At 62.2% G+C, this 21,379-nt stretch carries 25 protein-coding genes, 1 other RNA gene and 2 pseudogenes; 11 read left to right on the top strand and 17 right to left on the bottom strand.

Annotation, left to right across the window (positions count from 1 at the left end):
* Positions 1 to 116: 116 nt before the first annotated feature.
* Entirely contained in the window at positions 117 to 752 is a 636-nt protein-coding gene (locus tag FJ946_RS27510; RefSeq protein WP_140554909.1) for a TetR/AcrR family transcriptional regulator, read from the bottom strand.
* Between the two features lie 221 nt (positions 753 to 973).
* On the opposite strand from FJ946_RS27510, the gene FJ946_RS27505 reads away from it, so the two are divergent.
* The gene (locus FJ946_RS27505) at positions 974 to 1,453 is read left to right on the top strand and encodes a DUF1772 domain-containing protein (protein ID WP_181167604.1); all 480 of its coding nucleotides are present in this window, start codon (positions 974 to 976) and stop codon (positions 1,451 to 1,453) included.
* 245 nt (positions 1,454 to 1,698) lie between these two features.
* Here FJ946_RS27505 and FJ946_RS27500 read toward each other — a convergent pair whose 3' ends face one another.
* The 3 genes from FJ946_RS27500 to FJ946_RS27490 form a co-directional block, all read right to left on the bottom strand.
* Positions 1,699 to 1,995 carry a SelT/SelW/SelH family protein gene (locus FJ946_RS27500; protein WP_140566822.1) on the bottom strand — a complete coding sequence of 99 codons (297 nt, stop codon included), beginning with the start codon at positions 1,993 to 1,995 and terminating at the stop codon, positions 1,699 to 1,701.
* 12 nt (positions 1,996 to 2,007) lie between these two features.
* Positions 2,008 to 2,757 carry a YebC/PmpR family DNA-binding transcriptional regulator gene (locus FJ946_RS27495; protein ID WP_140493143.1) on the bottom strand — a complete coding sequence of 250 codons (750 nt, stop codon included), beginning with the start codon at positions 2,755 to 2,757 and terminating at the stop codon, positions 2,008 to 2,010.
* 211 nt (positions 2,758 to 2,968) lie between these two features.
* Positions 2,969 to 3,292: a helix-turn-helix domain-containing protein gene (locus FJ946_RS27490; protein WP_140566820.1), complete on the bottom strand. Its 324-nt coding sequence runs from the start codon at positions 3,290 to 3,292 to the stop codon at positions 2,969 to 2,971.
* A 51-nt stretch (positions 3,293 to 3,343) separates the two neighbouring features.
* Between FJ946_RS27490 and FJ946_RS27485 the strand changes: the two genes are divergently transcribed.
* The 4 genes and pseudogenes from FJ946_RS27485 (at position 3,344) to FJ946_RS27470 (ending at position 4,918) form a co-directional block, all read left to right on the top strand.
* Positions 3,344 to 3,826 carry an SRPBCC domain-containing protein gene (locus tag FJ946_RS27485; protein ID WP_140493137.1) on the top strand — a complete coding sequence of 161 codons (483 nt, stop codon included), beginning with the start codon at positions 3,344 to 3,346 and terminating at the stop codon, positions 3,824 to 3,826.
* A gap of 17 nt (positions 3,827 to 3,843) precedes the next feature.
* On the top strand, positions 3,844 to 4,233 hold the full coding sequence (locus tag FJ946_RS27480) for a VOC family protein (RefSeq protein ID WP_281405853.1): 390 nt from the start codon (positions 3,844 to 3,846) through the stop codon (positions 4,231 to 4,233).
* An 11-nt stretch (positions 4,234 to 4,244) separates the two neighbouring features.
* A pseudogene (locus FJ946_RS31360) lies at positions 4,245 to 4,424 on the top strand (hypothetical protein); the annotation flags it as partial.
* 26 nt (positions 4,425 to 4,450) lie between these two features.
* Positions 4,451 to 4,918: an SRPBCC family protein gene (locus FJ946_RS27470; RefSeq protein ID WP_140566818.1), complete on the top strand. Its 468-nt coding sequence runs from the start codon at positions 4,451 to 4,453 to the stop codon at positions 4,916 to 4,918.
* A 6-nt stretch (positions 4,919 to 4,924) separates the two neighbouring features.
* On the opposite strand, the gene FJ946_RS27465 is transcribed toward FJ946_RS27470, so the two are convergent.
* The 6 genes from FJ946_RS27465 to ssrS form a co-directional block, all read right to left on the bottom strand.
* Complete coding sequence (locus tag FJ946_RS27465; protein ID WP_140566815.1) at positions 4,925 to 5,212, bottom strand: BrnA antitoxin family protein; 288 nt, start codon at positions 5,210 to 5,212, stop codon at positions 4,925 to 4,927.
* Positions 5,193 to 5,480 carry a BrnT family toxin gene (locus FJ946_RS27460; RefSeq protein ID WP_140566813.1) on the bottom strand — a complete coding sequence of 96 codons (288 nt, stop codon included), beginning with the start codon at positions 5,478 to 5,480 and terminating at the stop codon, positions 5,193 to 5,195. Before FJ946_RS27460 ends, FJ946_RS27465 begins: the two co-directional genes overlap by 20 nt.
* Positions 5,481 to 5,543: 63 nt before the next feature.
* Entirely contained in the window at positions 5,544 to 6,311 is a 768-nt protein-coding gene (locus tag FJ946_RS27455; RefSeq protein ID WP_140517541.1) for a TerC family protein, read from the bottom strand.
* 70 nt (positions 6,312 to 6,381) lie between these two features.
* Entirely contained in the window at positions 6,382 to 7,206 is an 825-nt protein-coding gene (locus tag FJ946_RS27450) for a YmdB family metallophosphoesterase (RefSeq protein WP_140493122.1), read from the bottom strand.
* 61 nt (positions 7,207 to 7,267) lie between these two features.
* Positions 7,268 to 7,855 (bottom strand): 5-formyltetrahydrofolate cyclo-ligase, encoded by a 588-nt coding sequence (locus tag FJ946_RS27445; RefSeq protein ID WP_140493119.1) that lies wholly within the window; start codon positions 7,853 to 7,855, stop codon positions 7,268 to 7,270.
* Between the two features lie 95 nt (positions 7,856 to 7,950).
* Positions 7,951 to 8,106, bottom strand: a non-coding RNA gene (gene ssrS / locus FJ946_RS27440) — 6S RNA.
* Between the two features lie 159 nt (positions 8,107 to 8,265).
* Between ssrS and FJ946_RS27435 the strand changes: the two genes are divergently transcribed.
* Positions 8,266 to 9,105, top strand: coding sequence for a MoxR family ATPase (locus tag FJ946_RS27435; protein ID WP_140493116.1), 840 nt, complete (start codon positions 8,266 to 8,268; stop codon positions 9,103 to 9,105).
* Between the two features lie 40 nt (positions 9,106 to 9,145).
* On the opposite strand, the gene FJ946_RS27430 is transcribed toward FJ946_RS27435, so the two are convergent.
* Positions 9,146 to 10,708, bottom strand: a complete 1,563-nt coding sequence (locus tag FJ946_RS27430; protein ID WP_246675804.1) for an MFS transporter — start codon at positions 10,706 to 10,708, stop codon at positions 9,146 to 9,148.
* Between the two features lie 143 nt (positions 10,709 to 10,851).
* Between FJ946_RS27430 and FJ946_RS27425 the strand changes: the two genes are divergently transcribed.
* From FJ946_RS27425 to msrB, 5 genes and pseudogenes are all read left to right on the top strand, one after another.
* Positions 10,852 to 11,715: a LysR family transcriptional regulator gene (locus FJ946_RS27425; RefSeq protein WP_140566807.1), complete on the top strand. Its 864-nt coding sequence runs from the start codon at positions 10,852 to 10,854 to the stop codon at positions 11,713 to 11,715.
* Between the two features lie 65 nt (positions 11,716 to 11,780).
* On the top strand, positions 11,781 to 12,227 hold the full coding sequence (locus tag FJ946_RS27420; RefSeq protein ID WP_140566805.1) for a GNAT family N-acetyltransferase: 447 nt from the start codon (positions 11,781 to 11,783) through the stop codon (positions 12,225 to 12,227).
* A 7-nt stretch (positions 12,228 to 12,234) separates the two neighbouring features.
* A complete protein-coding gene (locus FJ946_RS27415) occupies positions 12,235 to 13,425 on the top strand; it encodes a VWA domain-containing protein (protein WP_140566802.1) in 1,191 nt (396 codons plus the stop codon).
* A 24-nt stretch (positions 13,426 to 13,449) separates the two neighbouring features.
* Positions 13,450 to 14,246, top strand: a pseudogene (locus FJ946_RS27410) (MBL fold metallo-hydrolase).
* A gap of 113 nt (positions 14,247 to 14,359) precedes the next feature.
* On the top strand, positions 14,360 to 14,761 hold the full coding sequence (gene msrB, locus FJ946_RS27405) for a peptide-methionine (R)-S-oxide reductase MsrB (RefSeq protein ID WP_140566801.1): 402 nt from the start codon (positions 14,360 to 14,362) through the stop codon (positions 14,759 to 14,761).
* A 63-nt stretch (positions 14,762 to 14,824) separates the two neighbouring features.
* Here the strand turns inward: msrB and FJ946_RS27400 are convergent, their stop codons facing one another.
* The 6 genes from FJ946_RS27400 to FJ946_RS27375 all read right to left on the bottom strand — a co-directional run bounded on the left by FJ946_RS27400 (position 14,825) and on the right by FJ946_RS27375 (position 21,366).
* The gene (locus tag FJ946_RS27400; protein WP_140566799.1) at positions 14,825 to 15,124 is read right to left on the bottom strand and encodes a hypothetical protein; all 300 of its coding nucleotides are present in this window, start codon (positions 15,122 to 15,124) and stop codon (positions 14,825 to 14,827) included.
* A 7-nt stretch (positions 15,125 to 15,131) separates the two neighbouring features.
* The gene (locus FJ946_RS27395) at positions 15,132 to 15,572 is read right to left on the bottom strand and encodes a hypothetical protein (RefSeq protein ID WP_140566798.1); all 441 of its coding nucleotides are present in this window, start codon (positions 15,570 to 15,572) and stop codon (positions 15,132 to 15,134) included.
* A gap of 32 nt (positions 15,573 to 15,604) precedes the next feature.
* Positions 15,605 to 15,865 (bottom strand): DUF2312 domain-containing protein, encoded by a 261-nt coding sequence (locus FJ946_RS27390; protein ID WP_140493089.1) that lies wholly within the window; start codon positions 15,863 to 15,865, stop codon positions 15,605 to 15,607.
* Positions 15,866 to 16,030: 165 nt separating this feature from the next.
* Positions 16,031 to 19,489, bottom strand: a complete 3,459-nt coding sequence (gene pyc, locus FJ946_RS27385; protein ID WP_140566795.1) for a pyruvate carboxylase — start codon at positions 19,487 to 19,489, stop codon at positions 16,031 to 16,033.
* 273 nt (positions 19,490 to 19,762) lie between these two features.
* Positions 19,763 to 20,881: a branched-chain amino acid ABC transporter substrate-binding protein gene (locus FJ946_RS27380; protein WP_140493083.1), complete on the bottom strand. Its 1,119-nt coding sequence runs from the start codon at positions 20,879 to 20,881 to the stop codon at positions 19,763 to 19,765.
* A gap of 137 nt (positions 20,882 to 21,018) precedes the next feature.
* Complete coding sequence (locus tag FJ946_RS27375) at positions 21,019 to 21,366, bottom strand: DUF6867 family protein (RefSeq protein WP_140493080.1); 348 nt, start codon at positions 21,364 to 21,366, stop codon at positions 21,019 to 21,021.
* Between the last annotated feature and the right edge of the window lie 13 nt (positions 21,367 to 21,379).

Genomic DNA, 21,379 nt, shown 5'->3' with positions numbered 1-21,379 from the left:
ACCTCCCCCTTGTCGGTCCCGTGTGGGAGGTCGGACCGAAGGTCGGGTGGGTCGGCGCTGCCCCCACCCCGCTGCTTCGCAGCGACCCTCCCCACGAGGGGGCGGGTGAGAGCATCCTATTCCGCAAGCAATTCCCTGAGCGCCATGCGCTTGTAGGCGGCGACCAGCCTGTCGCCCTCCTTCCGCTCGACCGAGATCGCCAGCCGCATGGCGGCCTCGCCCATCTGCCAGACGAGAAACGCCGTCGTCTCCAGCGCGACGGCATCGGCATCGGGCCGCAGGCGTTTGAGCGTCGCAGTGAGAAATTCGGCGTTCGCACGGCTGTCGGCGAGCTCCAGTTCGCGCAGCGCTTTGTCGGCCTGCGTGCCCGACCAGATGTCGCGCATCACCGGCTCCGCCAGGAACAGGTGGTAATAAATGTCCACCAGCTCCGAGAACGCCCGCCGAAGGCCCTCGGCGTCGCCGACGTCCTTGAGCGCGGCTGAAATACAGGCCTGGCTTTCGGCGGTGTAGCGCTCGGCCAGCGCCCAGACGATCGCCCGCTTGTCGGGGAAGAACTGGTAGAGCGAGCCGATCGACACCCCAGCCCGCTCCGCCACCTCGCCCATGCGCATGGCATCGCTGCCTTGCTCCGCAATCAGCGCCGAGGCGGCGGCGAGCATGCGCTCGACCCGTTCACGGCTGCGCTGCTGGCTCGGCGCGCGGCGTGGCGTGGCGACCTGTTCCGGTGGGGACGTGGCGGTTTTTTCCATGGCTCTTCAACAGACGCCGGGCGGCAATGCCACCCAGAAATGACTTGACTCGCAAAATACGAGGGTTTATCACGTTTTGCAAATATGAGGATTTATCATGTTTTGAAAGAAGCAGACGGGATAATTGATTTGAAGGCGTCGAACAGGTGCCCGGCCACCCCCCAAAACTTTTCTGCCCATTGCGACTGAAACCGCCGCAACCGGCATCTGGAGCAACTGACATGATCCCGAAATTACTTCCCACCCTCATCTTCATCGCCGCTATCGGCTCGGGCGTTGTTGGCGGCGTGTTCTTCGCCTTTTCCAACTTCGTCATGCCGGCAATGGCTCGCCTGCCTGCCGCGGGCGGTATCGCCGCCATGAACTCGATCAACATCACCGTCATCACGCCGATGTTCATGACCGCCTTGTTCGGCACCGGCCTGATCTGCCTTGTCTTGATCGCCGGCGCCATCATCGGCTGGCAGCAGCCAGGCTCCTTCTGGCTGCTGGCCGGCGCAGTCATCTATCTCGTCGGCAACCCGATCGTGACGATGGTTTTCAACGTGCCGCTCAACGACGCGCTGGCCGCCATCGATCCGGCCAGCAGCAACGGCGCTGCTGTATGGACCACCTATCTCAGGGACTGGGTGATGTGGAACCACGTGCGCGCGATCACCGCCATCACCGCGCTGGCATCCTTCTGGTTCGCCGCGCGTTGACGTGTCTCGGTCCGCCGCGTTCGGCATCGCGGCGACCGAGGCGTGTTTATCGGGAGAAGCGCCGTGAACGACCCGATTCCACCATGGCCTTGGGCATTGCCGCGGGGATCGGCCTCGGCGCTGTCTGTGGCGCAGCGATGGATGACCCTGCCGTCGGCATCGGCATGGGCATAGCAATCGGCGCAGGGATCGGCGCGATTTTCGGGCAGAGGCGAGGAAAATGACGTCCGGCTTCTGCGGAAGTCTCAGCTCTTCGCCTTGCGGTCGGAATGACCGAGATCGCGGTCCGGGTCGATGACGTCGCGCACCAGTTGCTTGAGTTTTGCCGCATCCGGAAAGCCGCCGTCGCGCTTGCGATCCCAGACCAGCACCTCGTTGCACGATATGGTGAAGACGCCGCCGGTGCCGGGCACCAGCGTCACCTCGCCCAGATCGGTGCCGAATGTCGATAGCAGTTCCTGCGCCATCCAGCTGGCACGCAGCAGCCACTGGCACTGCGTGCAATAGGTGATGCGGATGATGGGCAGCGGTTTTTCGGTCATGTCAGGCTTTGCTCACGCAGCGCTGAGCTTGGCCATGGTCTCCTCGTCGACCTCGAAATTGGCGTAGACGCTTTGAACGTCGTCGTCGTCCTCGAGCGTGGCGACCAGCTTCATCAGCGACTGGGCGCGTTCCTCGTCGACCGGAACATTGTTCTGCGGCTTCCAGATAGGCTTCACCGATTCCGCCTCGCCGAGAGAGGCTTCCAGTGCCTTCGACACCTCGCCGAGGTTTTCGAAGGCGCAATAGATGGTGTGGCCTTCCTCATCCGACTCCACGTCATCGGCGCCGGCTTCGATCGCCGCGTCCATGACCTTGTCGGCGCTGCCGGCCGATGCTGGATAATAGATCTCGCCGACCCGATCCCACATGAAGGACACCGAGCCGGTTTCACCCATCGCCCCACCGGCCTTGGTGAAGGCGGCGCGCACATTCGAAGCCGAGCGGTTGCGATTGTCGGTCAGCGCCTCGACGATCACGGCGACGCCGCCGGGACCGTAGCCCTCGTAACGCACGGCTTCGTAATTTTCGGCGTCGCCCATCGACGCCTTGTTGATGGCGCGCTGGATGTTGTCCTTCGGCATCGACACCGCCTTGGCGTTCTGCACGGCAAGGCGCAGGCGCGGATTCATCGACGGATCGGGCGTCCCGCTCTTGGCCGCGACGGTGATTTCGCGCGCCAGCTTGGAAAACATTTTCGACCGCACCGCGTCCTGACGGCCCTTGCGGTGCATGATGTTCTTGAACTGTGAATGGCCAGCCATGGCACCCCTGTCGTGTTCGGCTAGAGCATTGCGCGGCGAGATGCATGACCCGCCTTCCGCAATGCTCGAATTCAAAATGTCAGAACGTCCCTGCTGCGTCCGAATGGACGTATGGCGCTCTTTGTCGGAATGGCCGGCTTATAGATAAATCGGCTCAATTCGTCCAGCCGCGCCGCGCTTTACCACGCACGGCAAAAGCCGTGACGGCTGTTCACCCCTCCAGATCCGACTTCAGCCGGTCTATGATACTAAGAGCATGGCCTGCGTACTGGCTGATCCAGCGGTCGTGTATCTGCTTGATCGGCAGCGCATTGAGATGGTTCCAGCGCTCGCGCCCCTCGCGCCGCGCCACGATGAGATCGGCCTCTTCCAGCACTTTGAGATGCAGCATGACGGTGCAGCGGTCGATGTCGGAAAACGCCTCGCACAGCATGCCGGTCGTCTTTGGCGCGTCCTTCAGCAGATCCAGCATCTCGCGCCGACGCGGATGCGCCAGCGCCTTGAAAACATTGTCGTCTTGCGATCGGCTTGACATGTTATTTTTTTATAACATAAGCTCCTATCAATCAAGGAAGGAACTGTGGATATGTCTCTTGGTTTCAGGGTTTCAGGACGCATCGGCAAACCGGTCGCCGACGTCTTCGACGCGGTCGTCAATCCGAAGAAGCTCAGCTCCTATTTCACCACCATCGGCGGTGCCAGCGCGCCCTTGGTGCCGGGCGCCAATGTCGTGTGGTGGGGCAAGGTGCCGGTCGAAGTAGACGAAATCGTCAGGGACAGCCGCATCGTGCTGCGCTGGGATGCCACCGACGAAGAGGGAAAGCCGGCCTACAAGACCCGCATCGAGATGAATTTCGAGCCGCTCGACGACGGCGGCACCTTCGTCACCATCGCCGAGGCCGGCTGGCACGAGGACGCGGTCGGCCTGAAGAAGTCCTATCTCAATTGCGAGGGCTGGTCGCAGATGCTGGCCTGCATGAAGGCCTATGTCGAACACGGCATCAATTTGCGCGAAGGCTACTACCGCAGCGAGATGAAGGGCGAGCCTGCCAACGAGACCAACATTTGAGCGAAGGGAGGCCTGCCGTGAAAGTAACCCCGTTCCTGATGTTCGAAGGCAAGGCCGAGCAAGCCATGGCCTTCTATTGTGAGACCATTCCGGATAGCCGCGTCCTCGACCTCACGCGCTACGGTGCAGGCGAGGACGGACCCGCAGGGGCAGTCAAGCTGGCTCGCGCATCCATCGGCGGCACGGAGGTCATGATCTTCAACAGCCCGGTACAGCACGCCTTCACCTTCACGCCGTCGGTCTCGCTCTTCGTCGACTGTTCCACCGAAGAAGAGCTGGAGCGCATCGTCGAGGCCTTGTCCAAAGACGGCACGTTTCTGATGCCGACCGGCAATTACGGTTTCAGCCGTCGTTTCGCCTGGCTGAACGACAGGTTCGGCGTTTCCTGGCAGATCAATCTGCCATAGCAGGACCGGGCCAAGCCGAGATCTGGCTGGGACTGTTCACCGGGGATTTCCCGGGCGCCGCCGATCATCTCGCCAAGGTCGGCGTCGAGCGATGCGACGCCATCGAGCCGCGGCGAGAAGGCTTCCGCGGTTTCTGGATCACCAGCCCCGCCAACATCGTTCACATGGTGCGGGAGCCCGACGCCTGGTGAAGGCGTATTCGGCAGGGGAGAACGGTATGGAAATCCGCGAGACACCGACGGCCGAAGCCGCCATGATGATCCGGCGGCCGGTCTCCGACGTTTTCGAGGCCATCGTCGACCCGGAGATCACCACGAAATTCTGGTTCACCCATTCCAGCGGCAGGCTGGACGGCGGCAAGCCGGTTCAATGGGAGTGGCGCATGTATGGCATCTCGACGACCGTGGTCGTCAGCGAGATCGTCGCCAACGAAAAGATCTCCATGCAATGGGGCGATCCGCCGACCACGGTGATCTGGACCTTCACCGAAATGCCAGGTGACGCGACCTTCCTGGAGGTCCGCAATTTCGGCTTTGCCGGCAACGGCGACGAACAGGCGAAACAGGCGGTCGATTCAACCGGCGGCTTCACGCTCGTTCTGGCCGGCGCCAAGGCCTGGCTCGAACAAGGCCTGACACTAGGCCTGATCGGCGACCGTCACCCGAAGGGCGCGCCGGGGAGTTGAACCGGCTCAGGTTCTACGCTTTTCCTGCTCGATCACGTGATGGCGGAGCACACGATTGATTTCGGTCTGGTAACCACCACCCCCGACATGCTCCTTGAACCACGATAGCACGTCGGCATCGAGTCTGATTGTCACTGGCTGCTTGAGTGGTCTGTAAAGATGTCCACGACGAGCATGAATCCAATTCTCCGCCGGAACTTCTGGGATGTCGGAAGTATTAATTTCGCGGTCAGGCAAACCAGCCAGCTTGGCGAGCTGGTTGCGCTGATCCTGACTAAGGTCCTTCTTGCTCATAGCGCCTCCTTTCATGCGCTGTCGCTTTCCGGGCACCAACAATCCTAACTCGTTCCTCATCTTCGCGATCAGGATATGTGTGTACAACCAGCATGACCACTACGGCATCGATCGTCCCGATAGCGTGCCAACGCTGCTCACCATCTTCAAACCGGTCGGGCACGATGAGATAAAGCGGATCATCGAACACCTTCTGCGCGAGATCGAATCCGATGCCGAGCTTGGCAAGTTTGCGCCTGGCTCTTTCAGCATCCCATTCGAATCGCAACGATATTGTACGTACAATTTCGTAAGAGTCAGCCTGAACTCGGCATTGGCCATGTCGTCAGGCTCAATGCCCGCCGCCGGACTTCGCCTTCTTGCGGTTCCGCGCCAGCATGTTGAGGCCTTCGACGAGCGCCGAAAAACCCATCGCCGCGTAGATATAACCCTTGGGCACATGGTAGCCCATGCCGTCGGCGATCAGCGTCATGCCGATCATCAACAGGAAGCCCAGCGCCAGCATGACGATGCTCGGGTTCCTGGCTATGAAGTTCGCCAACGGCGTAGCCGCCAGCATCATCACCGTAACCGCCACGATGACGGCGATGTACATGATGGCGATCTCGTCGGTCATGCCGACGGCGGTAATGATGGAATCGATGGAGAAGACAAGGTCGAGAAGCAGTATCTGGAAGATGGCGCCGGCAAGGCTCATCTGCACGGTCTCGCCCAGCATCGTGTCCTGGTGGTCGTCGGGGTCGACCGTGTGATGGATCTCCTTGGTCGCCTTCCACACCAGGAACAGGCCACCGGCGATCAGGATCAGGTCGCGCCAGGAAAAGCCGTGGCCAAGGGCGGTGAAGACCGGCGCCGTCAGTTGGACGATGATCGAGATGGTGGCGAGCAGCACCAGCCGCATGACGAGCGCCGCCGAGATGCCGAGCCGGCGGGCGCGGGCTCGCTGTGCTTCCGGCAGCTTGTTGGTCAGGATCGAGATAAAGATCAGGTTGTCGATGCCGAGCACGATCTCGAGCACCACCAGGGTCAACAGCGCGACCCAGGCGGTGGGATCGGACACGAAGGCGAAGTGCGGCGCCAGGAACTCGATAAGCTGCATGGAGGTCGTCCCCTCTACGATCTAGAGCAGTGTCGCCGGCAGTTAGGTATTGAGAGCCCCTATATCAATGTCACGTCCAGAAGGACGGCGCCGTTTCCTCGAGCCGCGGCCCGCGGCGAAACGGCGCGATCTTCTCGGTCAGCCCCGTGCGGTCGGAAATATCAACGCCGACGCCGCACAAGGTCGCGGGTCCGGTCGCCGCCTCGAAACGCCCCTTCGGCACTTTCGACAGGAACCGGTTGAGCGGCTCCTCCTTGTCCATGCCGAGCGACGAATCATAATCGCCGCACATGCCCGCGTCGGAAATGTAGCCGGTGCCGCCATTGAGGATATGGTGATCGGCGGTCGGCTGGTGGGTGTGAGTGCCGACCACGAGGCTGGCGCGACCGTCGACGAAATGCGCGAAGCACATTTTTTCGGAGGTCGCCTCGGCGTGGAAGTCGATGACCACGGCATCCGCCTGCTCGCCGAGCGGACAGGCGGCAAGCTCGCGCTCGCCAGCCTGGAAGGGATCGTCGAGCTCGGGATGCATGAACACCCGGCCCATGATGTTGGCGACCAGCACGCGCGCGCCGCTCCTGGCGATGTAGACGCCCGAGCCGCGCCCTGGCGTACCCTTGGGAAAATTGGAGGGGCGCAGGAAGCGCTCTTCGCGCGGCGCGAAGGCGAGCGCATCGCGCTGGTCCCAGACATGGTTGCCGGTGGTGACGACATCGGCGCCGGCCGCGATGGTCTCGCGAAAAATCTCCTCGGTGATGCCGAAGCCGCCGGCCGCGTTTTCGCCGTTGACGATGACGAAATCGAGCTTGAAGTCCGAGATCAGGCCCGGCAATTGCTCCCACACCGCCGTGCGGCCTGTCTTGCCGACCATGTCGCCGAGGAAGAGAAGTCTCATCACGCTTGACCCCGAAAAGTGGCATGACTTTCGGCAAAGATCATGCGTTCCAAAGAACTATCTACAATTCTGGCTCGAACCGGCGCAACCCGCTCTCGGTGAGTATTTCCGGGATGATGACGTCATGGTCCTCATTGGGAACCATCGTCACTTCCTGGCAGTCGAAAGCAATGCCGATCAGCCGGGGCGCATGCCCCTTGTCGACAAGCTTGGCGATCGCACGGTCATAATAGCCCGCGCCGTAACCGATGCGGTGGCCGCGCGCGTCGAAGCCGGCGAGCGGCACCAGCATGACGGAGGGGTCAAGAACTTCGGCTTCCTCATGCGGCCCGACGGTGCCAAATCCCATATCGATCATCGGCGCGCCGCGTACCAATTCGCGAAAGACCATGGTCGTCTTGTCGAGGATCGCCGGAAGGCAGAGCCGTGCGCCCTTTTCGCGCAAGGCGAACATCAGCGGCCGGACATCGACTTCCGAGCGCATTGGCCAGAAGCCGGACACGATTTGGCCTGGCTCGATGGCAAGCTGGTCGCGCGCGGTTTCGGCCATGTCGAGCGCGACTTCCACCCGCCAGAATTCATCGAGCGCGTCGCGGCGGCCAAGTGCTTCCTTGCGCAGCTGTTTTTTCAGGTCTTTTGAGGATGTCATGCGCAGACGCTAGAAAAAGCCAGACCTGAATGGACGTTTTGGGAGCGACGCTTTCCATCGCATGATCCACGAAATACGTGGATGTGGCGAATAAGTGACGATCCACACAACCGGTGGAGAAGTCGATCCCGGGTGCCTACAAAGTAGGTGGGCGCCGTGTGAGAAAACCCACGGGTCTTCCCAGGGACAGCTCCCTAAGGATCGTTAAGGCCCCGGGGAAAAGTGTCTCCTGCCGGGAAGCGCAGACCGTCAGCCCCAATATAGGCCGATGCCCTCCCAAGCGCCAGAGACTTGGCGCCAGAGAGTTGGCGCTCTTTCCCTGCCGGCTTCACATTTCGCCGCCGCCAACCCACCCTTGCATGGGCCAAGCCGTCTCCTTACGGTCGTCCGTACTGAACCAAGGAGCAAAAATGCGTTTCGAAGGCACTGCGGCCTACGTCGCCGACAAGGATCTGATGGTGGCGGTCAACGCGGCGATCGCGCTGGAACGGCCCTTGCTGGTCAAAGGTGAGCCCGGCACCGGCAAGACGGAGCTTGCCAGGCAAGTGGCGGCGGCACTCGGGCTGGAACTCATCGAATGGCACGTCAAATCGACGACGCGGGCGCAGCAAGGCCTCTACGAGTATGATGCCGTGTCGCGGCTGCGCGACAGTCAGCTTGGCGATACCAGGTTCAACGATATCAAGAACTACATCAAGCGCGGCAAATTGTGGGAAGCCTTCGCCGCCGGCAAGAAAGTCGTCCTCCTAATCGACGAGATCGACAAGGCCGATATCGAATTTCCCAACGACCTCTTGCAGGAACTCGACCGGATGGAGTTCTTCGTCTACGAGACCGGCGAGACGATCCGCGCCGCGGTGAGGCCGATCGTCATCATCACCTCCAACAACGAGAAGGAGCTGCCGGACGCCTTCCTACGCCGCTGCTTCTTCCACTACATCCGCTTTCCCGACGTCGAGACGCTGCACAGGATAGTCGATGTGCACTATCCCGGCATCAAGCAGAATCTGGTGCGGGCGGCGCTCACTCAGTTCTACGAAATCCGCGACGTGCCGGGGCTGAAGAAGAAGCCGTCGACCTCCGAGGCGCTCGACTGGATAAGGCTGCTGGTCGCCGACGACATCGCGCCCGAGGATCTGCGCGCCGACCCGAAGAACGCGCTGCCCAAGCTGCATGGCGCACTGCTGAAGAACGAGCAGGACGTGCATCTGTTCGAACGGCTGGCCTTCATGGCGAGACGGCAAGGGTGACGAGCGGCTCGGCGTCCTGAGGCCGAGCCGCAAGGCATTGCTAGGAGCGCACCTCGCCAGCACCCTGCGCAGGACGCCCGCTTCGCTGCTGCGGCGCGACATGTTTTGGACCGAAGATAGCAAAGCTGATGACGGCAAGAGCCAGAACGCCGATCCCGCTATAGAGCATGACCCAGCCAAAACCGTTGACCAGGGCGGCATGAACGATGGCGCCCGTCGGGTCGAGGGTCGCAAGCTTGGGCGAGTATTGCGCCAGGCCGTCGAGATTGCCGGCTGCGATCTTCTCCGCCAGGGCGCGCAGTTCGTTCGGGTCGACAGCCGTGCCGAATGCGTTGCGCAGATAAGAAACGATCCCCTGCGTCAGCAGCAGTCCCAGCACCGCGATGTTGATGGCAAGCGTGATCAGCCGCGCACTGATATCGATGCCGGACGCCATGCCGGCACGATCGGGTGGCACCGAGCCGGTCGTGGTGTTGGTGGTCGGCGAATTGGTCAGGCCGATGCCGATGCCGGCGATCAGCGTGCCGGGCAGCATGGTCAGCCAGTTGCCCTCGAGCCCGGAACCTATCCACATGGCGATGAAACCGACCCCCAATGTCAACAAGCCGAGCGGGATCGCCACCCGCGCCTGATAGCGCGCGCGCAGGCGCTCGGCGATCGACGGCATCAGCATGAAAGGGAGCGTATAGACGAGCAGCAACAGGCCGGTCGTGGTGCTGTCGTAACCGAGAACCCCCGAAAAATAGATCGGCAGATAGATGATGAACGGCCAGTAGCTGAAATTCATGCCGATGCCGCCCATGATCGCTCCCGAGAATTGGCGGATGCGGAAAACCGAGAAATCGAACATCGGATAGGGATTGATCTTCTCGGCTACGAGGAACGCGACGAAGGCCAGCACGGCCGCGCTTGCCACGCCGATGCGCGCGCCAGCCGCCATATCTGCCCCTTGCGTGATCAGATAGGAGAAGCCGAACACCGCGAACGACAGTGTCAGTATGCCGGCCCGGTCAAGCTTCTGGGCGTTGCGATCGCGCGATTCGGTGACACCGGCGCCGATGAAAGCCAAGGCAAGAACGGCAAGCGGCACATGGATGAGGAACACCCATTGCCAACTCGACAGCGTCACAATCAATCCGCCAATGGCGGGGCCGAAGCCAAGCCCGATGCCCGAGACGACGCTCCAGGCGACGAAGGCTTTGCCGCGTTCACTGCCGTCTTGAAACTGGTGGGACAACACCGCCACGCTGCAGGTAAACATCGCTCCGCCCGCCAGGCCCTGAAGAAACCGGGCGACGATCAGCAGCGGAGCGCTCGTTGCGAGACCGCATAGCAGGGAGGCGAGGCCAAAGGCGACGGTGGTGCCCACCATCACGCGTTTGCGGCCGAGACGGTCGGCCAATGTCCCCGTCGCCATCAACACCGTGGTGCAGGCAATGGTGTAGGCATTCATGATCCATTGCAGATCCTTGAAATCAGCGCCAAGCACGGTTTCCAGTTTCGGCAGGATCACCGGGACGCTGGAGATTTCGAGGCCGAACAGCAGCGAGGCGAGGCAGACCCCCGCAAGAGCAACGGTGTTTCGGTCGATTGGAAACGTCATGTCGGTCACTTTCAGTCGGAGCATTCGGAAGTGGCTGCGAGCGTCGCTCTTCACACAGCGGTCGACATGACTTAAATGACCCCCCATCATGAAAAAAGACTATGCGTTTCTATTTCAGAAATGACAAAATGGAATGATTAGAGATGACCAGTCTTGACGTCGATGCCGTGCGGACCTTCGTCATGGTGGCCGACCTGCAGAGCTTCACGCGTGCGGCTGCCGCGCTGGGCAGCACCCAGGCGACGATCAGCGTTAAGCTGCGTCGGCTGGAAGAGAAGCTCGGCGCGCGTCTGATCGAACGAACGCCGCGCCGCGTGGCCCTCTCGGCAAGGGGAGCGGCTTTTCTCCCGGCGGCGCGTGAATTCCTTGCCGCCCACGAACGAGCCGTTACGGAATTTTCCGACGCGCCGTGTCGGCTTGCTCTCGGCTTTGTCGATCACGTCGCCGGGCCTGAGCTGTCCATATTGATAGCCCAGTTGCATGCCCATGATCCGTCGCTCGCGCTCAACATCAGGATCGATACGAGCTCCATGCTGGAGGAGGCTTTCGATCGCGGTGAGCTCGATGCGGTGATTGTCCATCAGGAAGACGACAGCCGCCGCGGCGAAGCCTTGTCGCGCACTCAATATGGCTGGTTCGCCGCCCCGGCCTTCGAATGGCGGCCGGGAACGCCATTGCGCCTGGCGCTGCTAAGCACCGTATGCAATTGCCCTGACCGCGTGAGAGCTGTCGAGACGCTGGATAAGGCAGGCATTGCCTGGAACGAGGCTTTCGTGGGCGGCGGCGGCGCAGCCGTCAATATCGCGGTGTCGGCCGGCTTCGCCGTCGCTGCGCTCGCCTACCGTGTCGCGCCGCCCGGCCTGGTCGAGGTGGGCCGCAAACTCGGCCTGCCGCCAATTCCCCCTTCCGAGATCGTTTTGCATTCGCACAGCTTGGCGCCAAGGGCACGAGAGGCGCTGCACATGCTCGCGACCGCTTTTCGCGAGTATAATTTGCCGGCGGGATAGGCAAGGGTGTTCCTGATCCCGATTCTGTTGGTATGGATTGAGTTCCAGACCTCAGAGGGAACGAAATGGCCGAGATCACTATCCGCCCGCTCGCAGTATCCGACCACGCCGACTGGCGTCGGCTTTGGACCGCTTACCTTGCCTTCTACGAGACGAAGCTGCCGCAAGAGGTCTATCAGGTCACCTGGAAGCGCCTGTTCACGCAAGGCGAGTTCGAACCGAAGGGCTTCATCGCCGTCCTCGACGGCAAGGCTGTCGGCCTCACCCACTACCTGTACCATCGCTCTTGCTGGTCCGAGAAGAACAACTGCTACTTGCAGGATCTGTTCGCCGACCCCGAAGTGCGCGGCAAAGGGATTGGCGCTGCGCTGATCGAAGCCGTGAAGCAGGAAGCCGGCAAGATCGGCGTTAGGAACGTCTACTGGATGACGCACGAAACCAACACCACGGCGCGCAAGCTCTATGACTATGTCGCGCGCCGCACCGGCTTCATCGAATATGATCTTCTATAGATAGAAAATGTTCATCCCCTTCTTCCTCGAACTGAAGGCAGCGCGCGTTCCCGTTTCGCTCAGGGAATACCTGTTGCTGCTGGAGGGGTTGGAAGCCGGGCTGGTCGACTACGACGTCGAAGGTTTTTACTACCTCGCTCGCGCCGCGCTGGTGAAGGACGAACGCCATATCGACCGCTTCGACCAGGTGTTCGCGCATGTCTTCAAGGGTGTGGAGGCGCTCAGCGGTCCGAATGCCGTCAACGTCGCTGATATCCCCGAGGAATGGCTGCGCCGGCTGGCCGAAAAGCACCTGACAGAGGAAGAGAAAAAGCTGGTCGCGGCGCTCGGCGGTTTCGAGAAGCTGATGGAGACGCTGAAGCAGCGGCTCGAGGAGCAGAAAGGCCGCCACCAAGGCGGCTCGAAATGGATCGGCACTGGCGGCACCTCGCCTTTCGGTGCCTATGGCTACAATCCCGAAGGCGTGCGCATCGGCCAGCATGAGAGCCGCAACCGCCGGGCCGTGAAGGTCTGGGACAGGCGCGAGTTCAGGAATTTCGACGACGCCGTCGAGCTCGGCACCCGCAACATCAAGATCGCGCTGAAGCGGCTGCGCCGCTGGGTGCGTGAAGGCGCCGAGGAGGAGTTCGACCTGCCCGGCACCATCCACGCCACCGCCGAGCACGGTTATCTCGACGTCAAGACGCGGCCAGAGCGGCGCAACGCGGTGAAGCTTTTGATGTTCTTCGATGTCGGCGGCTCGATGGACGATCACATCAGAAGCGTCGAGGAATTGTTCTCGGCCGCCCGCGCCGAATTCCGCCAGCTCGAATATTTTTATTTCCACAACTGCCTCTACGAGGGCGTGTGGAAGGACAATCGCCGTCGCCATGCCGAGACGATCCCGACCTTCGACCTCCTCCACAAATATGGGCCTGACTACAAGGTGATCGTGGTCGGCGATGCCTCGATGAGCCCTTACGAGATCGCGCATCCCGGTGGCTCGGTCGAGCACTGGAACCCGGAGGCGGGCGCCGTCTGGCTCGGCCGTCTGCTGCGGCAGTGGCCGAATGCGGTATGGCTGAACCCCGAGAGCCAGAAGAACTGGGGTTTCACCCATTCGATCGCTATGATCCGCGACATGTTCGGCGGCCGCATGTTTCCGCTGACGCTGGCCGGGTTGGAAGGCGCCACCAGGCAATTGTCGCGCAAGCACTAAGCCGGGACAATGACGGGAGGTTCCATGACCTGTTTCCTCTGCCTGCAATGCGGCGTCCAGTTCGCGCAGAGCGAAGCGCCGCCTCGGCATTGTCCGATCTGCGAGGACGAGCGGCAATATGTGCGCTGGGAAGGCCAGGCCTGGATCACACGGAAGAGCTCGCCGCCGGGCATCGGATCGTGATGAAGGATGATGCCGGCGTGCTCGCCTTCGGCATCGAGCCGCGCTTCGCCATCGGTCAGCGAGCGCTGCTGGCGCAGACGCCGCACGGCAATGTGCTGTGGGACTGCATCTCGCTTGTGACCGACGAGGCGGTGGCCGAGATCAAGCGCCGGGGCGGTCTCGCCGCGATCGCCATCTCGCACTGCCACTACTATTCGGTGATGGTCGAATGGAGCGAGGCGTTTGGCGGCGTGCCGATCTATCTCCATGACGACGACCGGCAGTGGATCATGCGGCCGCACCCGTCGATCGTCAGCTGGCAAGGCGAGACACTGGACCTGAACCCGGCGTTGACGCTCATCCGCTGCGGCGGCCACTTTGCTGGCGGCCAGGTGCTGCACTGGAAGCGCGAAGGCGGCAATGCTCTCCTGGCCGGCGATATCTTGCAGGTGACGCCGACCCGCCGCCACGTCAGCTTCATGTACAGCTATCCCAACTACATCCCGCTCAATGCGGCCGCCGTGCGCCGCATCGCGGCCGCGCTGGAGCCTTTCACATTCGATGACATCTACGGCGCGTGGTGGAACCAGAACGTTATCGGTGGCGCGAAACAGGCGCTGGCGGCCTCCGTTGCGCGCTATCTCACGGCGATCGCGTGAGGATTGCAGACGGCACGCTCGAAAATGCGGGCAAATCTCGTAACAAACGCCTATCTTGTTGCGAATAGACATTGCGATCAACAATGAGCCGTCAAGGCCGAGGAGTTTTCTGCATGGACACCCACGCCTATCCCGTCACCCGCACCGACGCCGAATGGCGCGCCCGGCTGACGCCTGAGCAATATGCCGTCATGCGCAACCATGGCACCGAACGCCCGGGCAGCTGTGCGCTGCTTCACGAAAAGCGCGCCGGCACCTTCTTTTGCGTCGGCTGCGACCAGCCGCTGTTCGAATCCAAGCTGAAGTTCGAGAGCGGCACCGGCTGGCCGAGCTTCAACGACCCCGTTCCCGGTTCCATCGAGACCACGACCGACCGCAGCTACGGCATGGTCCGCACGGAATGCCATTGCGCTCACTGCGGCAGCCATCTCGGCCACGTCTTCGAGGACGGCCCGCCGCCGACCGGGCTGCGCTACTGCATCAACGGCGTGGCGCTGAGATTCGAGCCGGCCTGAGCGAGGCCTCGCCAATGTTTTCTGCGAAGGGCGGCCTCGGCCGCCCTTTTTCGTGCAGCATTGTCAGACGACGACTGTTGCGATCAGCCAGAGCGCCGAACCCAGCATAGCAAGGGAGGCCTTGGCGCCACCGGTTCGCTCCGCCGTCCGCCAGACGGCCGAAGTCAGGAAGATGTTGTAGGGCACCGGCGCGAAATGCACCGCCAGCACAAGACCGAGCGGCATCTTCAACCCCAGCAGAATGAGCGCCGCCACGGACGATGCAATGTTGATCGCCGTGCCGACGAGCACCATATCGCGCCAGAACAGCCGGTCGAGCCGCACCTGGCCATCCCAACGCGAGCGGAAGAAATCCGCGAGCATCGGCGGTCTATCCCTGTCCCAGAACTTCGGTGACGGCGCACTCGAACCGCGAGCATTCGGTCACCAGCCAGTCGGTCATGGCCGGCCAATTGTCCTCGGCAAAGCAGTTGACCCGCCACTGTGAATTGATGCCGAGGTTTTGTGCGCTCTGCTCCGGCCTGAGCTTCAGCCGTTCCTCGATCGCCGGCTGAAACGGCTTGAGGCGCACCCAGACGTCGGTTGCGCCAAGCTTCTCGTTACGGCCGAAGAAGACGCCGACCACATTCTCGCTCGGCGCCACATACATGGACAGCACCAGCGCGAATTCCGGCAGCCCGCGCTGCCAGAACCAGGGCCCTCGCCTCGCCAGCCGGGTTCTTTCTTCCGGGTGACGCCCGGCAAACAGCGTCCAGAAGCCGCGTTGGCGGAACTCTGAGGCCCTTCGGCCACCGAAGTCGAACTCACTCATCGCCGACCCCGGACATCACGAGATGCCTCGCCTTACACCATGCCGAGAGCGGCCTTGTAGAGGTCCAGGATGGACTCCTCCTCCTGGCGCTCGGCCTGGTCCTTCTTGCGCAGCCGGATGATCGCGCGCATCGCCTTGGTGTCGAAGCCGGTGCCCTTGGCCTCGGCGAACACTTCCTTGATGTCGTCAGAAATGGTCTTCTTCTCCTCCTCGAGCCGCTCGATGCGCTCGATGAAGGCACGCAACTGGCCGGCGGCAACAGTCTGGCTGGTCTCTGTGATATCGTCGGCCATGTTTTTCTCCAAAAAAATCGATGCTTCGCCGCGACTCGGCAACCGTGCCGCCGCAAATTTCTGCGGTTCGATGCCCGACCGGGGACGGCGGGTCAAGCGGTTATCGAACAGGCTGGCAGGGCTGCCGACAGAAGCCGACAGTCTGTGGCTCTCTCTTGCGAGATCTCAATTGAAGGCGATCAGCAGGTCCTTGGCATCGATCTGGTCGCCAGCCTTGACCAGCACCTCGGCGACCGTGCCGTCACGCTCGGCATGCAGCGCCGTTTCCATCTTCATCGCTTCGATGGAAAGCAGCACGTCGCCGGCCTTGACGGCCTGGCCGGCGGCCACCGCGAGCGCCGAGACGACGCCCGGCATCGGCGCCCCGACATGCGCCTCGTTGCCGGGTTCGGCCTTGCGCCTTGCCTTCGCGGCGGACGCGCCATGCGCCCGGTCGGGCACCTTGACGCGGCGCGGCTGGCCGTTGAGTTCGAAGAACACGGTGACCATGCCCTTGTCGTCCACGTCGCCGATCGCCTGGCAGCGCACGACCAGCGTCTTGCCCTTCTCGATGTCGACGAACACCTCGTCTTCCGGCTTCATGCCGTAGAAATAGGTCGGCGTCGGCAGCACGCTGACGGGACCGTAGGTTTCCTGCGCGGCCGCGAAGTCCGAGAAGACCTTCGGATACATCAGCCAGGAAGCGAACTCGTATTCGCTGAGCTTGCGCTCGAGCTTCCGTTCGATCTCCTTGCGGCTGGCCTTGAGGTCTGCCGGCTTCAGCAGCGAGCCCGGCCGCGCCGTGATCGGCCTGTCGCCCTTCAGCACTTTCTTCTGCAGCGCCTGCGGCCAGCCGCCAGGCGACTGGCCGAGATCGCCGCGCAGCATCGAGACGACCGAGTCCGGGAAGGCGATGTCCCTCGCCGGGTTCTCGACGTCGGCGACGGTGAGATCCTGGCTGACCATCATCAGCGCCATGTCGCCGACCACCTTGGACGACGGGGTCACCTTGACGATGTCGCCGAACATCAGATTGACGTCGTGATAGGTCTGCGCCACCTCGTGCCAGCGCGTCTCCAGCCCAAGCGAACGCGCCTGTTCCTTGAGGTTCGTGAACTGTCCGCCCGGCATCTCGTGCAGGTAAACTTCGGACGCCGGCCCCTTGAGGTCGCTTTCGAAGGCGGCATACTGGTTGCGCACCGCTTCCCAATAGAAGGAGATCCTCCGGATCCATTGCGGGTCGAGCCCGGGATCGCGCTCGGTGCCCTTCAGCGCCTCGACGATAGAGCCGAGGCAGGGCTGCGAGGTGTTGCCGGAGAACGCATCCATCGCCGCGTCGATGGCGTCGACGCCGCTCTCTACCGCCGCCAGAACCGTTGCCGCTGAGAGCCCCGATGTATCGTGTGTGTGGAAATGGATGGGCAGGTCTGTCGCTTCGCGCAGCGCCTTGAACAGCACGCGCGCGGCGCTCGGCTTCAACAGCCCGGCCATGTCCTTGACCGCTATGATATGGGCGCCGGCCGCCTCGAGCTCTTTCGCCAGCCCGACATAATATTTCAGGTCGTACTTCGCCCGCGTGGGATCGAGAATATCGCCGGTGTAGCAGATCGCGGCCTCGATCAGCTTCCCCTCGGCGCCGACCGCGTCCATGGCGACGCGCATGTTCTCGACCCAGTTCAGGCAGTCGAACACCCGGAACAGGTCGATGCCGCCTGATGCCGCCTGTTTGACGAAATGCTGCACGACATTGTCGGGATAGTTGGTGTAGCCGACGCCGTTGGCGCCCCGCAGAAGCATCTGCAGCAGGAGGTTGGGCGCCGCCTCGCGTACCAGCGAGAGCCGCTCCCAGGGATCCTCGGTGAGAAAGCGCATGGCGACGTCGAAAGTGGCGCCGCCCCAGCATTCAAGCGAAAGCAACTGCGGCAGGGCACGCGCATAGGTGCCCGCTATGCCGGCGATGTCGTGCGTGCGCACACGCGTCGCCAGCAGGGATTGATGGCCGTCGCGCATCGTCGTGTCGGTGACCAGCACCTCTTTTTGCGTGCGCATCCAGGCGGCGAATTTTTCCGGACCGAGCACGTCAAGCTTCTGCTTGCTGCCGCCGGGCACATTGCCGTTGAGGTAGGGCACCACGGGTGCGGCGGCATCGGCTTTCGGCTGCGGCCGGCCGCGCGTCTCGGGATGGCCGTTGACGCTGACGTCGGCAAGATAGTTGAGCAGCTTCGTGGCGCGGTCCTGGCGCTTGACCTGCTCGAACAGCTCCGGCGTCGTGTCGATGAACTTGGTCGTGTAGGAATTGTCGGCGAAGTTCGGGTGATTGATGATCGCTTCGAGGAAAGTCAGGTTTGTGGCCACGCCGCGGATGCGGAATTCGCGCAGCGCCCGGTTCATGCGTGCGATGGTCTCGGCCGGCGTCGGCGCCCATGCGGTCACCTTTTCCAGCAACGGGTCATAGAAGCGGGTAATGACCGCGCCCGAATAGGCGGTGCCGCCATCGAGGCGGATGCCGAAGCCGGTGGCGCCACGATAGGCGGTGATGCGGCCATAGTCCGGGATGAAATTGTGCTCGGGATCCTCGGTGGTGATGCGGCACTGCAGCGCGTGGCCGTTCAGCCTGATGTCCTTTTGTGCTGGAACGCCCGATTCCGGCGTGCCGATGGCGAAGCCGTCGAGAATGTGGATCTGCGCCTTGACGATGTCGATGCCCGTCACCTGTTCGGTGACGGTGTGCTCGACCTGGATGCGCGGATTGACCTCGATGAAATAGAACTTGCCGGTGTCGGCGTCCTGCAGGAACTCGACCGTGCCGGCGCCGATATAGCTGGTTTCGCGCGCGATCTTCAGCGCATGGCCGCACAGCTCCTGGCGCAGCTCCTCGCTGAGATAGGGCGCGGGCGCCCGCTCGACGACCTTCTGGTTGCGGCGCTGGATCGAGCAGTCGCGCTCGAACAGATGCACCGCATTGCCACTGGTATCGCCCAGGATCTGCACTTCGACATGGCGGGCGCGCTCGATCAGCTTTTCGAGATAGACCTCGTCCTTGCCGAAGGCGGCTTTCGCCTCGCGCTTGCCCTCGGTGACCTCGCGGGCGAGATCGGCCTCGGCACGGATGGCGCGCATGCCGCGGCCGCCGCCGCCCCACGAAGCCTTCAGCATCAGGGGATAGCCGATCTCCGTGGCAAGTTTCTTGACCGCCTCCATGTCGTCCGGCAACGGATCGGTGGCAGGAATGACAGGCACGCCGACCTCGATGGCCAGATTGCGCGCCGCGACCTTGTTGCCAAGCCGGCGCATCGTCTCCGGCTTGGGCCCGATGAAGGTGATCCCGGCTTCGGCACAGGCCTCGGCGAATTCGGGGCTTTCCGAAAGCAGTCCATAGCCGGGGTGGATCGCATCGGCGCCCGACAGCCTGGCGACGCGGATCACCTCCTCGATCGAGAGATAGCTTTCGATCGGCCCCATATCCTTGTTGAGGTGCGGCCCGCGCCCGACCTGGTAACTCTCGTCGGCCTTGAAGCGATGCAGCGAATATTTGTCCTCCTCGGCCCAGATCGCCACCGTTTTGAGGCCGAGTTCATTGGCCGCGCGAAACACGCGGATGGCGATTTCGGACCGGTTGGCGACGAGGATCTTCGTGATGGCCAAGGACTGGGCTCCAGCAGCGGAAGGGAAGAGCAAGCGGCGCCATGATTAGCGTGAAAATGCTGCAGTGCAAACAAAATTTGACGCGCGTTTAAACCGATTTAAAATGGATTCTCCGCCTTGAGCGTGGCCCCAAACGGCTGAACATCAGCGGAAAGCCTCTGCTGACCTCAAAACGAGAATTCTCGCCCGCCAATAAACGCGCGATCGCTGCTTCCGTAAAGAAAATGCCCGGCGCGAGGCGCCGGGCATTCCGTGAAGTCAATGCGGACAGGCTTACATCTTCTGGACGTAGGTGTACTTGCCGTCGTCGCCCTTCTTCCACTCGTACATGACGTAGCCGGGCAGCGTCGGGTCACCCTTGGCGTCGTAGGAGAGGTCGCCGAGCACGGTCTTGAACGGACCCTTCTCATGCAGCGCCTTGGCAACTTCCTGCGGGTCGTTGGACTTGGCAGAGGTGGCTGCCTCGGCGATCGCCTGCATGGCTGCGTAGGCGTAGAGCGTATAGGCCTCCGGCTCGAAGCCCTGCGCGCGGAACTTCTCGACCAGTTCCTTGTTGGCCGGGATCAGGCGAGGGTCCGGGCCGAACGTGTTGAGTGTGCCCGCGACCGCGTCGCCAGCGATCGAAGCCAGTTCGTTCGACACGATGCCGTCGCCGGAAACCAGCGTCGCCTTGAGGCCCTGGTCGGCCGCCTGGCGGATGATCAGGCCGGCTTCAGTGTGCAGGCCGCCCCAGTAGATGATGGAGACGCCGGCTTCCTTCATCTTGGCGATCAGCGCCGAGAAGTCCTTGTCGCCGACATTGACGCCTTCATACATGACTTCCTTCACGCCCTTGGCGTTCATAGCCTTCTTGGTCTCGTCGGCAAGGCCCTGGCCGTAGGTGGTCTTGTCGTGCACGACGGCGATCTTGGCGTCCTTGAAATTGGCCGCCAGATAACCGCCGGCGATGCCGCCCTGCTGGTCATCGCGTCCGCAGGTGCGGAACACGTTCCACAGGCCGCGCTCGGTGAACTGGGGGTTGGTCGCGGCAGGCGTAATCTCGACGATGCCGTTTTCCGCGTAGACTTCCGACGCCGGAATGGAGACGCCCGAGTTGAAGTGGCCGACCACGAACTTGACGCCGTCGCCGACGAACTTGTTGGCGACCGAGATGCCTTGCTTCGGATCGGAGACGTCGTCGCCGACTTCGAGCTTGATCTGCTCGCCGTTGATGCCGCCCGCCGCATTGATGTCGGCGACCGCCTGCTCCGCGCCCTTCTGCAACTGTGCGCCGAAGGCGGCATTCGGACCCGTGATCGGGCCAGCAACGCCGACCATTAGATCAGCCCACGCATTGCCGCTGAACGCGATCAGCGCGGTCAGGGCGACGGCGGACAAAAGTGATTTTTTCATTTAAACGCTCCCATTAACGGAGTGGGCGTGGATGAAGCTTTCATGCGATGCCCACCCTTATCGCAGAAAGCATAGTTTGCCGATTTTCAGGCACTTGTCACGCCGATTCATCCCCGAAACGGCGTTAATGATGAACGTCAACCTTTCGGTTTCCAGCTCAAGATTGAAGCTCTTTCGTAGAGCCAATTATACTGTGTCACCATCTGGTTGGTTCGTGTGTATTGATAGCCGACGAAGCCGAGGATCATCAGTACGATGGTGTCGACGACATAGTAATGCAGCGAGAACATCGTGCCGTTGAACAGCGCATGATGGATGAAGCGGATGCCGATGCCGAGACCCAGCAGATAGGCGAACAGCTGGACGAAGCTGCGCCAGGTCTGGGCACTGGCCTTGCCGGTCATCCATGCCGCCCAGCCGCCGAGCAGGCAGGTGACGAAGAAGAACTGCCAGATGGACGGTTCCTCGTAGAGAATGCCTTGCATGGTAAGGACTCCT

The organism is Mesorhizobium sp. B2-4-7, from assembly GCF_006442685.1.
Lineage (GTDB): Bacteria > Pseudomonadota > Alphaproteobacteria > Rhizobiales > Rhizobiaceae > Mesorhizobium.
This window is presented reverse-complemented; position numbering and strand designations above follow the sequence as displayed.

What these genes read in the sequence shown, in the direction of transcription:
- FJ946_RS27395 (WP_140566798.1), bottom strand. Translation starts at nt 15,572, where the DNA reads ATGAGTGAGTTCGACTTCGGTGGCCGAAGGGCCTCAGAGTTCCGCCAA.
- FJ946_RS27505 (WP_181167604.1), top strand. Translation starts at nt 974, where the DNA reads ATGATCCCGAAATTACTTCCCACCCTCATCTTCATCGCCGCTATCGGC.
- FJ946_RS27375 (WP_140493080.1), bottom strand. Translation starts at nt 21,366, where the DNA reads ATGCAAGGCATTCTCTACGAGGAACCGTCCATCTGGCAGTTCTTCTTC.
- msrB (WP_140566801.1), top strand. Translation starts at nt 14,360, where the DNA reads ATGGACACCCACGCCTATCCCGTCACCCGCACCGACGCCGAATGGCGC.
- FJ946_RS27420 (WP_140566805.1), top strand. Translation starts at nt 11,781, where the DNA reads ATGGCCGAGATCACTATCCGCCCGCTCGCAGTATCCGACCACGCCGAC.
- FJ946_RS27400 (WP_140566799.1), bottom strand. Translation starts at nt 15,124, where the DNA reads ATGCTCGCGGATTTCTTCCGCTCGCGTTGGGATGGCCAGGTGCGGCTC.
- FJ946_RS27500 (WP_140566822.1), bottom strand. Translation starts at nt 1,995, where the DNA reads ATGACCGAAAAACCGCTGCCCATCATCCGCATCACCTATTGCACGCAG.
- FJ946_RS27425 (WP_140566807.1), top strand. Translation starts at nt 10,852, where the DNA reads ATGACCAGTCTTGACGTCGATGCCGTGCGGACCTTCGTCATGGTGGCC.
- FJ946_RS27380 (WP_140493083.1), bottom strand. Translation starts at nt 20,881, where the DNA reads ATGAAAAAATCACTTTTGTCCGCCGTCGCCCTGACCGCGCTGATCGCG.
- FJ946_RS27415 (WP_140566802.1), top strand. Translation starts at nt 12,235, where the DNA reads ATGTTCATCCCCTTCTTCCTCGAACTGAAGGCAGCGCGCGTTCCCGTT.
- FJ946_RS27490 (WP_140566820.1), bottom strand. Translation starts at nt 3,292, where the DNA reads ATGTCAAGCCGATCGCAAGACGACAATGTTTTCAAGGCGCTGGCGCAT.
- FJ946_RS27445 (WP_140493119.1), bottom strand. Translation starts at nt 7,855, where the DNA reads ATGACATCCTCAAAAGACCTGAAAAAACAGCTGCGCAAGGAAGCACTT.
- FJ946_RS27430 (WP_246675804.1), bottom strand. Translation starts at nt 10,708, where the DNA reads ATGACGTTTCCAATCGACCGAAACACCGTTGCTCTTGCGGGGGTCTGC.
- FJ946_RS27495 (WP_140493143.1), bottom strand. Translation starts at nt 2,757, where the DNA reads ATGGCTGGCCATTCACAGTTCAAGAACATCATGCACCGCAAGGGCCGT.
- FJ946_RS27450 (WP_140493122.1), bottom strand. Translation starts at nt 7,206, where the DNA reads ATGAGACTTCTCTTCCTCGGCGACATGGTCGGCAAGACAGGCCGCACG.
- FJ946_RS27390 (WP_140493089.1), bottom strand. Translation starts at nt 15,865, where the DNA reads ATGGCCGACGATATCACAGAGACCAGCCAGACTGTTGCCGCCGGCCAG.
- FJ946_RS27465 (WP_140566815.1), bottom strand. Translation starts at nt 5,212, where the DNA reads ATGAGCAAGAAGGACCTTAGTCAGGATCAGCGCAACCAGCTCGCCAAG.
- FJ946_RS27510 (WP_140554909.1), bottom strand. Translation starts at nt 752, where the DNA reads ATGGAAAAAACCGCCACGTCCCCACCGGAACAGGTCGCCACGCCACGC.
- FJ946_RS27455 (WP_140517541.1), bottom strand. Translation starts at nt 6,311, where the DNA reads ATGCAGCTTATCGAGTTCCTGGCGCCGCACTTCGCCTTCGTGTCCGAT.
- FJ946_RS27485 (WP_140493137.1), top strand. Translation starts at nt 3,344, where the DNA reads ATGTCTCTTGGTTTCAGGGTTTCAGGACGCATCGGCAAACCGGTCGCC.
- FJ946_RS27470 (WP_140566818.1), top strand. Translation starts at nt 4,451, where the DNA reads ATGGAAATCCGCGAGACACCGACGGCCGAAGCCGCCATGATGATCCGG.
- FJ946_RS27435 (WP_140493116.1), top strand. Translation starts at nt 8,266, where the DNA reads ATGCGTTTCGAAGGCACTGCGGCCTACGTCGCCGACAAGGATCTGATG.